The 13,703-nt window shown below is 68.6% G+C and carries 12 protein-coding genes; 11 read left to right on the top strand and 1 reads right to left on the bottom strand.

What is annotated here, in order from left to right:
- The first annotated feature begins 682 nt into the window (after nucleotides 1-682).
- The 6 genes from ACFWFP_RS13885 to recN all read left to right on the top strand — a co-directional run bounded on the left by ACFWFP_RS13885 (nucleotide 683) and on the right by recN (nucleotide 6,965).
- On the top strand, nucleotides 683-1,825 hold the full coding sequence (locus tag ACFWFP_RS13885; protein WP_379295141.1) for a hypothetical protein: 1,143 nt from the start codon (nucleotides 683-685) through the stop codon (nucleotides 1,823-1,825).
- 430 nt (nucleotides 1,826-2,255) lie between these two features.
- Entirely contained in the window at nucleotides 2,256-3,149 is an 894-nt protein-coding gene (locus ACFWFP_RS13880; RefSeq protein WP_379295097.1) for an HAD-IIA family hydrolase, read from the top strand.
- A gap of 13 nt (nucleotides 3,150-3,162) precedes the next feature.
- The gene (locus ACFWFP_RS13875) at nucleotides 3,163-3,447 is read left to right on the top strand and encodes a hypothetical protein (RefSeq protein ID WP_379295096.1); all 285 of its coding nucleotides are present in this window, start codon (nucleotides 3,163-3,165) and stop codon (nucleotides 3,445-3,447) included.
- Between the two features lies 1 nt (nucleotide 3,448).
- Nucleotides 3,449-4,270 carry a TlyA family RNA methyltransferase gene (locus tag ACFWFP_RS13870; RefSeq protein WP_379295095.1) on the top strand — a complete coding sequence of 274 codons (822 nt, stop codon included), beginning with the start codon at nucleotides 3,449-3,451 and terminating at the stop codon, nucleotides 4,268-4,270.
- The gene (locus tag ACFWFP_RS13865; RefSeq protein ID WP_379295094.1) at nucleotides 4,267-5,196 is read left to right on the top strand and encodes an NAD kinase; all 930 of its coding nucleotides are present in this window, start codon (nucleotides 4,267-4,269) and stop codon (nucleotides 5,194-5,196) included. The genes ACFWFP_RS13870 and ACFWFP_RS13865 overlap by 4 nt, the downstream gene beginning before the upstream one ends.
- Nucleotides 5,196-6,965 carry a DNA repair protein RecN gene (gene recN / locus ACFWFP_RS13860; RefSeq protein ID WP_379295093.1) on the top strand — a complete coding sequence of 590 codons (1,770 nt, stop codon included), beginning with the start codon at nucleotides 5,196-5,198 and terminating at the stop codon, nucleotides 6,963-6,965. The genes ACFWFP_RS13865 and recN overlap by 1 nt, the downstream gene beginning before the upstream one ends.
- A gap of 93 nt (nucleotides 6,966-7,058) precedes the next feature.
- On the opposite strand, the gene ACFWFP_RS13855 is transcribed toward recN, so the two are convergent.
- The gene (locus tag ACFWFP_RS13855) at nucleotides 7,059-7,478 is read right to left on the bottom strand and encodes an SRPBCC family protein (protein WP_379295092.1); all 420 of its coding nucleotides are present in this window, start codon (nucleotides 7,476-7,478) and stop codon (nucleotides 7,059-7,061) included.
- Nucleotides 7,479-7,593: 115 nt separating this feature from the next.
- Between ACFWFP_RS13855 and steA the strand changes: the two genes are divergently transcribed.
- The 5 genes from steA (at nucleotide 7,594) to xerD (ending at nucleotide 13,580) form a co-directional block, all read left to right on the top strand.
- Nucleotides 7,594-8,793 carry a putative cytokinetic ring protein SteA gene (steA, locus tag ACFWFP_RS13850; protein WP_379295091.1) on the top strand — a complete coding sequence of 400 codons (1,200 nt, stop codon included), beginning with the start codon at nucleotides 7,594-7,596 and terminating at the stop codon, nucleotides 8,791-8,793.
- Nucleotides 8,790-9,731 (top strand): copper transporter, encoded by a 942-nt coding sequence (locus ACFWFP_RS13845; protein WP_379295090.1) that lies wholly within the window; start codon nucleotides 8,790-8,792, stop codon nucleotides 9,729-9,731. Before steA ends, ACFWFP_RS13845 begins: the two co-directional genes overlap by 4 nt.
- Before the next feature lie 436 nt (nucleotides 9,732-10,167).
- Nucleotides 10,168-11,889: a CTP synthase gene (locus ACFWFP_RS13840; protein WP_379295089.1), complete on the top strand. Its 1,722-nt coding sequence runs from the start codon at nucleotides 10,168-10,170 to the stop codon at nucleotides 11,887-11,889.
- A gap of 21 nt (nucleotides 11,890-11,910) precedes the next feature.
- The gene (locus tag ACFWFP_RS13835; RefSeq protein WP_379295088.1) at nucleotides 11,911-12,576 is read left to right on the top strand and encodes an NUDIX domain-containing protein; all 666 of its coding nucleotides are present in this window, start codon (nucleotides 11,911-11,913) and stop codon (nucleotides 12,574-12,576) included.
- Nucleotides 12,577-12,647: 71 nt separating this feature from the next.
- Nucleotides 12,648-13,580 (top strand): site-specific tyrosine recombinase XerD, encoded by a 933-nt coding sequence (gene xerD, locus ACFWFP_RS13830; protein ID WP_379295087.1) that lies wholly within the window; start codon nucleotides 12,648-12,650, stop codon nucleotides 13,578-13,580.
- Nucleotides 13,581-13,703 lie beyond the last annotated feature (123 nt).

Here is a 13,703-nt window from a genome sequence, read left to right as displayed (position 1 = left end):
TTTCGATCGCGGCGGTGACCGCGGCGGCTACCGCGGCAGCAACGACGACCGCCCCCGCGGCGGTTCCGGCGGCGGCTTCCGTCGCAACGAAGGTGATGACCGTTCGCGCGGCAGTGACCGTGGCGGCAGCTCCGATCGCGGTGGATTCCGTCGCAACGAGGGCGGCAGCGACCGTCCAGGTGGCGGCTTCCGTCGTAGCGACAGTGATGACCGTTCGCGCGGTGGCTCCGATCGCGGCGGCTACCAGAAGCGTGACGACAAGGGTGGATACCCGCGTCGTGACGACAGCGGTAGGGGCGGCTACCAGCGTCGCGACGACAATGACCGTGGGCAGAGGCGGGACGACGACCGCGGTCGTGGCGGCTTCAAGCGTGACGCGCGCTCCGGTGGCAGCCAGGGCAAGTTCGTCGGCGAGGACGGCAAGCCGCTCGACGGCACCTACCGCGAGAAGCGTCGTGAGCGCGACAGTGATGTGCTCGGCGTGGTCTCGGCGGCGGCCGCCTCCGATATCGACGAGTCGATCACCGATGACGACAGCACGGCCACGCCCGGTGCGTCGGCAGGCACCTCCGCGGCGGCGAGCGACAAGCTCGCCACCGACGAGTCGGTGGCGTCCACTGAGCAGTCCGAAGACAACGCGAGCTCGGCCACGGCGCGGGTAGCCGACACCGACGACAAGGCGATCATCGACGGCGGCGAAGGTGACCGTCCCCGTGACGCCGACGAGTCCGATAGCGACAGCTCTCGGGCCGACGCGGATCTCGACAGCCGGTCCGGTGCCGCCGATCGCGGCTCGGACCGTAGCGACCCGATCGACGTAGACCGTGACGATTCCGAGTTCGACGAGAGCCCGCGCAACGCCGATCGTGACAGCGTTGCCCGAGGCGAGTCGGATCGCGACGATCGCTCGCGGGGGACCGACCGTGACGACCGTTCCAGCGGTTCGGATCGGGCCGGCGGTGACGCCGATCGTGGCGAGCGGCGTGGGTTCGCGGATCGCGGTGCCCGTTCGGACCGTGACGACCGGTCGCGCAGCGGCTCGGCGTCCGGTGGTGCGTCGCGGTCGGGTGACTTCGGCGATGACCGTCGTCGTGGCGGTGAAGGTGCTCGTACGACGGGCGGGCGGCCGGATGATCGCCGGGCGGCTCGGCCCGAAGAGCCCGATCTGCCCGAGGACGTGCAGGCTTCCGATCTGGATCCGGCCGTGCGCCGCGACCTGCTGAGCCTGGACAAGAACAACGCCGATTCGGTGGCCCGGCACATGGTGATGGCCGTCGAGTTGCTCGAGGACGACCCGCGCCTGGCACTGGCACACGCTCGGGCCGCGCGGCAACGTGCGGGCCGCATCGCGGTGGTGCGTGAGACCGCCGGTGTGGTGGCCTACCACGCCGAGGAATGGGCTGAGGCTCTCTCGGAGCTGCGGACCGCACGACGCATGTCGGGCGGCGCCGGGTTGCTCGCGGTGATGGCGGACTGCGAGCGCGGTCTCGGCAGGCCGGAACGGGCCATCGAGCTCGGTCGCAGCGAGGAAGCACAGACGCTCACCGGTGACGAAGCCGCCGAGCTGCGGATGGTCGTCGCGGGCGCCCGGATGGATCTGGGTCAGTTCGACCAGGCCGTCGTGACGCTGCAGGCCTCCGATCTTGACCCGTCACGCACGGGCTCCGCCGCCGCGCGCCTGTTCTACGCCTACGCCGACGCGCTGGTGGCGGCAGGCCGTACCGAGGACGGCCTGCAGTGGTTCCTCAATGCCGCGGCCGCCGATCTCGACGATGAAACCGACGCCGAGGAACGGGCAACCGAACTCACCGGCGACGCGCAGTAGAACTACAAAGGCCGCAGGCCCGGGAACACACAGGCTTCCCGGCCCGCGGCCTTTTTGCGTATCACCGGAGGTCGGATACGCAGCGGTGTCTGCTGGATGGTTTCACCGGAGCATCGCCGACTCGGGTATGGCGCAGATGTACTCGGTCTGCTCGGGCGGTGGACCGGCCTCCTGTGGAGCGGGCAATCGAGCATGCTGCGTGAGCAGGGCCTACTTCGGTCGGCAGCCGGGGGCTGGTGCACCGGTGAGCGTGCGCGACGCGCTGGGTGAGACATCCACAACTGGGGACATCGCGCACAAACACAGGGCACATGCTCGATCATGAAGAGTGCGAGCGCTATTCGACAGCCGAGGGGAACCGAAGCTGTCGGTGCCTTCGCCTAGGGTCGCAGAGATGTCCGACCCGGCAGAGACGATGAAGTGAGGGTGGATGGACCGGCTACGCGATCGATACGAGGCATTGCTGCTCGACCTGGACGGAACGCTGTACCGTGGACCCGATGTGATCGAAGGTGCGCCCAAAGCGCTCGCCCCGAACGGTGATTCGGCACAACGGCTCGTGTACGTCACCAACAACGCCGCACGTGGTCCCGGTGCCGTGGCGCACCACCTGGACGAGCTCGGCTACCCGGCCACCGCGGACGATGTGGTGACCAGTGCGCAAGCCGCCGCCCGCATGCTGGCCGAACGGCTGAGCCCCGGCGACCGGGTGCTCGTCGTCGGCACCGACGATCTGGCCGCCGAGGTGAAGGCCGTCGGCCTCGAGCCCATCCGCCGGTTCGGCGAGACCCCACCGGCGGCAGTCGTGCAGGGTCACTCACCGACGACCGCGTGGCCCGATCTCGCCGAAGCCGCCTACGCCTTGCGCGCCGATGCGTTGTGGATCGCCGCCAATGCCGACCGCACCCTGCCCAACGAGCGCGGGCTCGCCCCCGGCAACGGCTCGATGGTCGCGGCCCTGGCGACCGCCTCCGATCGTGCGCCCCTCGTAGCGGGCAAGCCCTACGCGCCGCTGATGGAAGACGCGATCGACCGGGCGGGCACCCGCCGCGCCCTGGTCGTCGGCGACCGGCTCGACACCGATATCGAGGGCGCCAACGGCCTGGGTCTCGACTCGTTGCTGGTGCTGACCGGAGTCAGCACGCTCGATGAGGTGATCGGCGCGCCCGCCGCCCGGATTCCGACCTATATCGCCGCCGACCTCGACGCCCTCAACAACGAGACCGTGGCGGAGGCGGCCGCACCGGCGGACATAGCGGAACTGTTGCGACAGTATCCCGGCCGGGCGGTACGGGTGCGCGCGGCCGATTCGGAAATCCGATAGCGTTGACGCCACGATGAGTACTGCGAGTTCACCGCCGAACGGCGCGTCACAGCCACCCCGGCCCGGGATTCCCGTGCCGGGTGCTCACCTGCCCGGCGCACCGGTGCAGCAGGAACCGGCCGATCCGTACCGGATCAAGACCGAGGTCGACGCGCTCCTCGCCGAACTCGGCCCGTGTCCCGTCGCCGGTCCGGCGGAGAACACCGAGGTCGGTGCCGACATCACCCGCCGTGCGCGCATCCTCGAGCAGGCGCACGACGTACTGGTGGACGCGCTGGCGACAGTGGACAAGATCTGAGGTGGCCAGACGAGCGCGAGTGGACGCCGAACTGGTTCGCCGCGGATTGGCGCGATCGCGAGAACACGCGGTCGAACTGATCAGCGCGGGCCGCGTCCTGATTGCCGGAACCGTCGCCGTGAAACCGGCGACGGCGGTGGAGACGGGAACCCCGCTGATCGTGCGGGAAGAACCCGACGAGGTGTCGTGGGCCTCGCGGGGCGCGCACAAACTGCTGGGCGCGCTCGCGGCGTTCGAACCCGAGGGGCTCGGCCTCGCGGGTAAGCGGTGTCTGGACGCGGGCGCGTCGACCGGTGGGTTCACCGACGTGCTGCTCAACAAGGGCGCGCGTGAGGTGGTCGCGGTCGACGTGGGCTACGGCCAGCTGATCTGGCGGTTGCAGAACGACGACCGGGTCCGCGTGTTCGACCGCACCAACGTGCGCAACATCACCCCCGAATCCATCAGTGGCACAGTCGAAATCGTTGTCGGTGACCTGTCCTTCATCTCGCTCGGGCTCGTCCTGCCTGCGCTCGCGGCGTGCGCTGGCGACGGCGCCGATCTGCTGCCGATGGTGAAGCCGCAGTTCGAGGTCGGCAAAGACCGGGTCGGTTCGGGTGGTGTGGTGCGTGACCCGGCGCTGCGAACCGAAGTGGTGTGTGAGGTGGCGACCGCCGCCGCCGCGCTCGGACTGCGCACCCTGGGTGTGGTCGCCAGCCCGCTGCCGGGCCCGTCGGGCAATGTCGAGTACTTCCTGTGGTTGCGCAAGGTCGGTCCGTTCGACTACGACGCCGAGCAGGTGCGGTCGCTGGTCGCGCAGGCTGTCGAGGAGGGTCCGCAGTGAGTACGCATGCCGGCGGCAGGGAGATCCTGCTCGTCGCCCATCCCGGTCGCGCGGAGATCATCGAGACCGCGCACCGGGTGGCGAAGATCTTCGCCGAAGCGGGGATCTGTCTGCGGGTGCTGGCCGACGAGGCCGACAGCACCCGGTTCGAGGACGAAGCCGGATATCCGGTGCGGGTGGTGCCGCACAGCCCGTCCGCGGCCCAGGGCTGCGAGATGGTGCTCGCCCTCGGCGGTGACGGCACGTTCTTGCGCGCGGCCGAACTCGGCAGGCCCACCGGTGTGCCCGTGCTCGGAATCAACCTGGGCCGCATCGGTTTTCTCACCGAAGCCGAGGCCGAGCACCTCGACGAGGCGCTCTCGCAGGTGGTCGATCGCGACTACCAGGTGGAAAACCGGATGACCATCGACGTCACCGTGCGCGTGGACGACACGATCGTCGAACGTGGCTGGGCGCTCAACGAGGCCAGTCTCGAGAACGCCCAGCGGATGGGTGTCCTGGAAGTGGTGCTCGAAGTGGACGGGCGGCCGGTCTCGGCGTTCGGCTGCGACGGCATCCTCATCTCCACCCCCACCGGGTCGACCGCCTACGCGTTCTCGGCGGGTGGGCCGGTGGTATGGCCCGAAGTCGAGGCGATGCTGGTGATTCCGAGCAATGCGCACGCGTTGTTCGCGCGGCCACTGGTGACCAGCCCGGATTCGCGGATCGCGGTGGAAACCGTGGCGACCGGGCACGATGCGATCGTGTTCCTCGACGGCAGGCGAACCCTCGCGTTGCCGCGTGGTGGCCGTGCCGAAGTGGTGCGCGGCGAACATCCGGTGCGCTGGGTACGGCTGGATTCGGCGCCCTTCGCCGACCGGATGGTGCGCAAGTTCCAACTGCCGGTCACCGGCTGGCGGGGCAGACAGCGAACGGAAGAGCACTGATGCTGACAGAGATCAGGATTGACGGACTCGGTGTCATCTCGACGGCCACCGCGCAGTTCCATGCCGGTCTGACCGTGCTCACCGGTGAGACCGGTGCGGGCAAGACCATGGTGGTCACCAGCTTGCATCTGCTCAGCGGTGCGCGCGCCGACGCGGGACGGGTGCGCCTGGGCGCGGCGAAAGCCGTGGTGGAGGGCCGTTTCGTCGTCGACGACGTGAACGACGCGGCACGCGCGGCGGTCGGTGAGGTGCTGGAATCGGCGGGCGCCGAGGCCGACGAGGACGGCAGCGTGATCGCGGTCCGCACCGTCAACAGCGACGGGCGTTCGCGCGCGCATCTCGGCGGGCGCGGGGTGCCCGCGGCGGTGCTCGGTGAGTTCACCTCCCGGCTGCTGACCGTGCACGGCCAGAACGACCAATTGCGGTTGCAGCGGCCCGAACAGCAACTGTCGGCACTGGACCAGTTCGCCGGCGACGGCGTCGCCGGACTCCTGCGCAAATACCAGGTGCATCGTCGGTCCTGGCTGGACGCGCGAACCGAGCTGCTCGAACGCACCGCGCGCAGTAGGGAATTGGCGCTGGAAGCCGACCGGCTCAAGCACTCGCTCACCGAGATCGACGGCATCGCGCCCGAACCCGGTGAGGACACCCGCCTGGTGGCCGAGATCCGCAGGCTCAGCGACCTCGATTCGCTGCGCGAGGCGGGCGTCGCCGCGCACGAGTCACTCTCGGGCCCGACCGACGCACCGGCCGACGGTGGCGGCGTGCTCGATCTGCTCGGCGGTGCCCGCGCCCGACTGGATTCCGCCGACGACCCGGCCCTGGCCGCGCTGGCTCCGCGGCTCGGTGAGGCGATCGCGGTGGTGGTCGACGTGACCACCGAACTCAGCAGCTATCTGTCGGAATTGCCGTCCGATCCCAGCGCGCTGGACACGATGCTCACCCGTCAGGCCGAGCTCAAATCGCTGACCCGCAAATACGCATCCGACATCGACGGTGTGATCGCGTGGGCCGAGGAGTCGCGCTCGCGCCTCGACTCGCTCGATGTGTCCGAGGACGCGCTGGCCAAGCTGGCCGGTGAGGTCGAGACGGCCGCGGGCAAGGTGCGCGAGGCGGCGCGCAAACTCAGCGCCGCGCGCGCCAAGTCGGCGGGCAAGCTGGCGAGCGCGGTGAGTACCGAACTCGGTGGGCTCGCGATGGGGAAGGCGCGCCTGGAAGTCCAGGTCCGCCCGCTGCAGGCAGGCCCGCAGGATTCGGCGCCGCTCGATGTCGACGGCGCGCACCTGCACGCGGGGTCGAACGGGTGCGACGAAGTCGAATTCCGGCTCTCCGCGCACTCCGGGGCCCAGTCGCTGCCACTGAGCAAAAGCGCGTCCGGCGGCGAACTCTCGCGGGTGATGCTGGCCCTGGAAGTGGTGCTCGCCGGTTCCGATCACGGCGCGACCATGGTGTTCGACGAGGTCGACGCGGGTGTCGGCGGCCGGGCCGCGGTGGAGATCGGCAAGCGCCTGGCGCGCCTGGCCCGCACCCACCAGGTCATCGTCGTCACTCACCTGCCCCAGGTAGCGGCCTTCGCCGACACCCATCTGGTGGTGAACAAGTCCGATGATGGAAAAGGCAAGGTGGACAGCGGCGTTCGCACCTTGACCGACGACGAACGAGTGGTGGAACTGGCCCGCATGCTCGCGGGCCTCGATGACACCGAGACCGGCCGCGCGCACGCGGAAGAACTCCTGGAAACCGCAAGGGCCGAACGAGCCCCGGCTTAGTCGATCAGGTGCTGTAGGCGACGAAGGAGCGAGCAGCACCTGATCGACGGAACACAAGGGGCGCGCGAACTCGGGCGCTCCGGCGCTCCGGAATTACCGCAGGGCTTTGCGCACGCCGCCGAGGAACTGGTTGATCAGCTGACGCAGGCCGAACTCGAGCGCCGAGGCGGGCACAGGCAGCGACGGCTCGGACTCCATTGTGTACACCACCTTGGTGCGGCCATCGGCGGTGTCGGCGAAGTCGACCGTGCCGATATGACGCTTGACCGGCGCACCCTTGACGATCTTGTATTCCATCCGCTCGCCGGGAACCAGGGCGGTGGTCTCCTCGGTGATGCCGACCTTGCCGATGCCGAGCAGGTACTGGGCGCCGACGCCCGAGGCCGGATCGCCCGCTGTGACGAGCTTGATCTGGATCGGCAGGTACGGGCTGAGGCTGTCACGCTCGGTGAAGAGGCGGTAGACGATGTCGCGAGGTGCGTCGAAGACCGTTTCGACGGTGCTACGTGGCATGGATGTGTCTCCTGTCCGAAATGTCTGTGACCCGGAGCATACGGGTAGTCGTCACCCGGGCTCCGACCGGCGCGCCTCCACCAAAGGTTGAGGGTTTGGCTTCATCATCGGCCTCATGAAGATGCCGGCGCTGTTGTCACGGAACACGGAAACGCTGCCCGGTGTCGCCGGGATCGCCCGGGTGGATCGCGATACCGGACGATTGCTGCGGCGCGTCGGTCCCGGGGACGTGGTCGTCCTCGACGAGACCGACCTGGACCGCCACACCGCCGATCGGTTGGTCGAGGCGGGGGTGCTCGCGGTGATCAACACCTCGCCGTCGATTTCCGGCAGGTACCCGAATCTGGGCCCGGAAGTGTTGGTGGCCAGCGGGATCGTGCTGATGGACACGGTGTCCTCCGACGCGTTCGGCAGGATCAAGGACGGGGCCAAGGTCCGCATCGACGGCGGCATCGTCTACGCCGACAGGCTCACCAAGAAGGAACCCGAAGTCCTGGTCGAGGGCATCGAGTTCGACGAGTCGACCATCGCCGACCGGATGATCGAGGCACGCAACGGCCTCGCCGATCATCTCGACGCGTTCGCGGGCAACACCACCGAATTCGTGCGCACCGAGAGCGCACTGCTGATCGATGGTGTCGGCGTGCCCGATATCGAGCTGGACATGCGTAACCGGCACGTGGTCGTGATCGCCGACGGTTCGGGCCATCTGGCGGAATTGCAGCGGCTCAAGCCGTTCATCAAGGAGTACGCGCCGATTCTGATCGGTGTGGGCAGCGGCGCCGACACCTTGCGCAAGCTCAAGTACACGCCCGACCTGATCGTCGGTGATCCCGACGAGATCAGCACGGCGACATTGAAATCCGGTGCCGAGATGATCCTGCCCGCCGACACCGACGGCCATGCCAAGGGCCTCGAGCGCATCCAGGACCTCGGTATCGGCGCCACGACGTTCCCGTCGTCGGGTTCGCCGACCGATCTCGCGTTGATGCTGGCCGACCATCACGGCGCGTCGATGATCGTCCTGGCGGGCGCACCCGCGTCGCTCGAGGACTTCTTCGATCGTGGCCGTCGTGACAGCAATCCGGCCACCTTCCTGACCCGATTGAAGGTCGGCGCGAAGCTGGTCGACGCGAACGCGGTGTCGACCCTGTACCGGCACCGATCCGCGGGCGCGGCGGTGGCGCTGGTGGTGCTGGCCGCCCTGGTGGCGATCGTGGTGGTGATCCTGGCCTCGCACAACGGTTCCGAGGTGCTGAACTGGGCGATCGAGTACTGGAACAGCTTCGTCCTGTGGGTGCGTGGTCTGCTGTGATCTCACTGCGTCAACACGCCATCTCGATCGCGGCGATCTTCCTCGCACTCGCGGTCGGCGTGGTGCTCGGGTCACACACCCTCGCGGGCGACATGATCTCGGGCCTCCGGTCGGACAAAACCGACCTGAACACGCAGGTAGACGAACTGAGCGCGGAGAACGCCCACCTCACCGCCCGCCTCGACTCCGCCGACCAGTTCATCGCGGGCTCGGCGGCCCGCATCCTGAACGGCACCCTGGCCGATCGCACCGTCGTCGTCCTGACGACCCCCGATGCCGACCCCGCCGACATCGACGGCGTGAGCAATTCCCTGCTCACAGCGGGCGCCACAGTGACCGGCCGCATCGCCTTGACGGAGTCCTTCGTCGACGCGGGGGAGGGCGACCGCCTGCGCTCCACCCTGACCAATATCGTCCCCGCGGGCGCTCAACTGAACACCGGCGCCGTGGACCAAGGCAGCCTCGCGGGCGATCTCCTCGGCCTGGCCCTACTCCAGGACCCGGCGACCAACCACCCTCGCAGCACTCCCGAGGAACTGGCTCTGATCCTTGAAACCCTTCGGGGCGGCGACTTCCTCACCTACGCCGACCCCCCGACGCGACCCGCGCAACTAGCCGTCGTCATCACCGGCAACGGCGTCGAACCCGACGCGGGCCAGGGCGCGACTGTCGCCCGCTTCACCGCCGCCCTGCGCGCCCGCGCCGCGGGTACCGTCCTCGCGGGCCGCGCGGGCGCCGCCGAAGGCAACGCCCCCATCGCCAACGTCCGAGCCCAGGCGCCCCTCGCGACAACAGTCACGACGGTAGACAACATCGACCGCGAAATAGGCCGAGTAACAACTACACTCGCGCTGACCGAACAACTCGCCGGCGGCGCCGGCCGCTACGGAACAGGCCCGACGGCGACCTCACTGACTCTGGTAGCCATGCCCCGTTGACGGAGCATCTCACCGCCATCGATCGAGATGCCGAAGGGTGACGCACTGCGCGGTGCGTCACCCCCTCACCGGGTCCAACTCGGGTATGGAACCCAACACACCTCACCCGTCTGTCCGCCGGAACCGTCCGCCCGTCTTCGCGCCCGGCCCTCGAGCCACCACAGTTGATCGGGGAGGTAGACGGCAGTTGTCGTCAGTGCGGCGGAATGTGCACGTCAGCCGAATTTTTGACAATTCGATGGCATTCGGCCACAGCTCGCCCGGTGCTGTCGGCGCCGGGACCAGCGGTGATCCGCTCGGCGAGAACTCAGGGTAACTTCTCGGGCAGGCTCAGAGGTCGATCAGCGCCTCTCCGCAGGCCCGCGAACCCAACACGCCGCCCGCTAACGACCGGCAAAATACGCGGAGAGACGCACTAGCGGTACAGTGGTGGTCCGTGGGTCATCAACGGAATCAGGCTAAAAGTGCCACCAAGCACATCTTCGTGAGCGGTGGCGTCGCCTCCTCATTGGGTAAGGGTCTCACCGCCTCCAGCCTCGGTCAGCTCCTGACCGCGCGCGGTATGCGGGTGACGATGCAGAAGCTCGACCCGTATCTCAATGTCGATCCGGGCACCATGAACCCGTTCCAGCACGGCGAGGTGTTCGTCACCGAAGACGGCGCCGAGACCGACCTGGACGTGGGTCACTACGAACGTTTCCTCGATCGCGATCTCACGATGGACGCGAACGTGACCACCGGCCAGATCTATTCGACGGTGATCGCCAAGGAGCGTCGCGGCGAGTATCTGGGCGATACGGTGCAGGTCATTCCGCATATCACCGACGAGATCAAGAGCCGCATCCTGGCGATGCAGGGTCCCGATCTCGAGGGGCATGTGCCGGATGTGGTGATCACCGAGATCGGTGGCACCGTCGGTGACATCGAGTCGCAGCCGTTCCTCGAGGCGGCCCGCCAGATTCGTCACGACGTGGGTCGCGACAACGTGTTCTTCCTGCATGTGTCGCTGGTGCCGTACCTGGCGCCCTCGGGTGAGCTCAAGACCAAGCCGACGCAGCATTCGGTGGCCGCGCTGCGCAACATCGGTATCCAGCCCGACGCGCTGATCCTGCGATGCGACCGCGAGGTCCCGCAGGGTCTCAAGAACAAGATCGCGCTGATGTGCGACGTCGATGTGGAGGCGTGCATCTCCACGCCGGACGCGCCGTCGATCTACGACATCCCGAAGGTGCTGCACAGCGAGGGCCTCGACGCCTATGTGGTGCGCAAGCTGGGGCTGCCGTTCCGCGATGTGGACTGGAAGGTGTGGGGCGATCTGCTCGATCGCGTGCACAGCCCGCGCGAGACCGTCGAGGTGGCGCTGGTCGGCAAGTACGTCGATCTGCCGGACGCTTACCTGTCGGTGACCGAGGCGCTGCGCGCGGGCGGTTTCGCCCACCGCGCCAAGGTGAACATCCGCTGGGTGCCCTCGGACGAGTGCGAGACCGAGGCCGGTGCCCAGGCGGCGCTGCGTGATGTCGACGCCGTGCTGATCCCCGGTGGGTTCGGCATCCGCGGCATCGAGGGCAAGCTCGGGGCGATCGGCTACGCCCGTCGCCGCGGTATCCCGCTGCTCGGTCTGTGCCTCGGTTTGCAGTGCGTGGTCATCGAGGCGGCGCGGTCGGTCGGTATCGCCGACGCGAACTCGGCCGAGTTCGAGCCCGGGACCAAGAACCCGGTCATCTCGACCATGGCCGACCAGGAAGACGTGGTCGCCGGCGAAGCCGATCTGGGCGGCACCATGCGACTGGGCGCCTACCCCGCCACATTGAAGAAGGGCTCGGTCGTCGCGCAGGCGTACGGCACCGAGAACGTGTCCGAGCGGCACCGGCACCGGTTCGAGGTGAACAACTCCTACCGTGACGCCATCGCCAAGAGCGGGCTGGTCTTCTCCGGCACCTCGCCCGACGGGCACCTCGTGGAGTTCGTCGAGTACCCGGCCTCGGTGCATCCGTTCTTCGTCGCCACTCAGGCGCATCCGGAGCTCAAGAGCCGTCCCACCCGGCCGCATCCGCTGTTCGCGGCGCTGATCAACGCCGCGTTGAAATACAAACTGGCCGAACGCCTTCCCGTAGACTTCCCGGAGGAAGAGCTCGCGGAGCAGACCGCGGAAGCCTAGGAATATCGGCGATAGGAACGCATGAGCGAGCCCGGTAGTCACGACTTCGAGACGGTGTCGAGCCGGGTGCTCTACAGCGGCGCGATCCTGGCCCTGCGCCAGGATCAGGTCAGGATGCCGGACGGCCGGGTCGCCGAGCGCGAGGTGATCGAGCACCACGGTGCTGTCGCGGTGCTCGCGCTCGACGACGACGGCAACGTGGTGCTGATCCGGCAGTACCGGCATCCGATCGGCACCCGGCTGCTGGAGCTGCCCGCCGGGCTGCTCGATATCGACGGTGAGGACCCGCTCACCGCGGCCAAGCGTGAGCTGGCCGAGGAGACGGGCCTCGCCGCCGCGCAGTGGTCGGTGCTGGTGGATGTGGCATTGTCGCCGGGTTTCACCGACGAGGCGCTGCGTGTGTTCTTCGCGACCGGTCTCAGCGCCACCGACCGGCCCGACCCCGAGCACGAGGAAGCGGATCTCGAGCTGGTGCGGCTGCCGCTCGACGAGGCGGTGCGCGCCGCGCTGGCGGGGCAGATCGTGAACGCGACCGCGGTCGCCGGAGTGCTCGCCTACGCGGCGGCCCGGGTGAGCGGGGTTGCGTTGCGCGCTGCCGACGCACCGTGGCCCGGTCAGCCGACGAGGTTCCTGCGGCGCAAAGCCGCCGAGGCGCAGTCGGCGCCGACTCCCGGTAACCACGCGTGAGCAGGTCAGCGGCCCGCGCTTCGGCAGCGTTTCCCGCCACCGCGGTCGGCGGGGACTAGACAGGGCACGGCGTGCTCGAGCGGGAGATCGACGCCTATCTCGACCATCTCGCGGTCGAGCGCGGAGCCGCGCGCAACACCCTCGGCGCCTACCGTCGCGACCTCGCTCGCTACCGGAGTTTCTTGACCGGGCGCGGTGTCGCATCGTTGGGTGCGGTGGCCCAGGGCGATGTCGCCGAATTCACCATGGCGTTGCGCGCCGGCGGCGCCGATCATCCCGCGCTGGCCGCGGGTTCGGTGGCGAGGGCGCTGATCGCGGTCCGCGGGCTGCACCGGTTCGCCGCCGCCGAGGGCATCACCGATACCGATGTGGCGCACGCGGTGAAACCCCCCGCGCCCGGTCGCCGGTTGCCCAAAGCGCTGCCCTACGACCAGGTTCTGCGACTGCTCGAATCGGTGGGTGGCGAACCGGAGGGTTCCGACGGTGGCCCGCGCGGACTGCGTGACCGAGCGCTGCTGGAGCTGCTCTATTCCACCGGCGCGCGCATTTCGGAAATGGTGGGACTCGACGTCGACGACATCGATGCCGAGCAACGCTGTGTGGTGCTGCACGGCAAGGGCGGAAAGCAGCGTCTCGTTCCGATCGGCCGTCCGGCTCTGGCGGCCGTCGACGCGTATCTGGTGCGCGGTCGGCCCACCCTCGCCGCGAGCGGAAAAGGTTCCGGCGGAGCTCTTTTCCTCAACGCCCGCGGCGGCAGACTGTCGCGGCAGAGCGCGTGGCAGGTCTTGCAGACCGCCGCCGAACGCGCCGGAATCGGGGCGACGGTCTCGCCGCACACCCTGCGCCACTCCTTCGCGACCCACCTGCTCGACGGCGGCGCCGATGTGCGCGTGGTGCAGGAACTGCTGGGCCATGCCTCGGTGACCACCACCCAGATCTACACGCTCGTGACGGTGAGCACGCTGCGTGAAGTGTGGGCCACGGCCCACCCCCGCGCGACGTGAACCGGCACCTCCGATACCCGCTGAGCAGGTATCGTGCGAACACGCCCGGCGTTGCCATGCCGTACCTCACGGGTCCGAGCGGTAGCGTCTACCCAGAGTTGGACCGTACGAAAGCGAGCCGGT

The organism is Nocardia sp. NPDC060249 (genome assembly GCF_042728755.1).
In the GTDB taxonomy this organism is placed as follows: Bacteria; Actinomycetota; Actinomycetes; order Mycobacteriales; family Mycobacteriaceae; genus Nocardia.
Note: the sequence above shows the minus strand (reverse complement) of the source record. Positions and strands in the feature narration are given on the sequence as shown.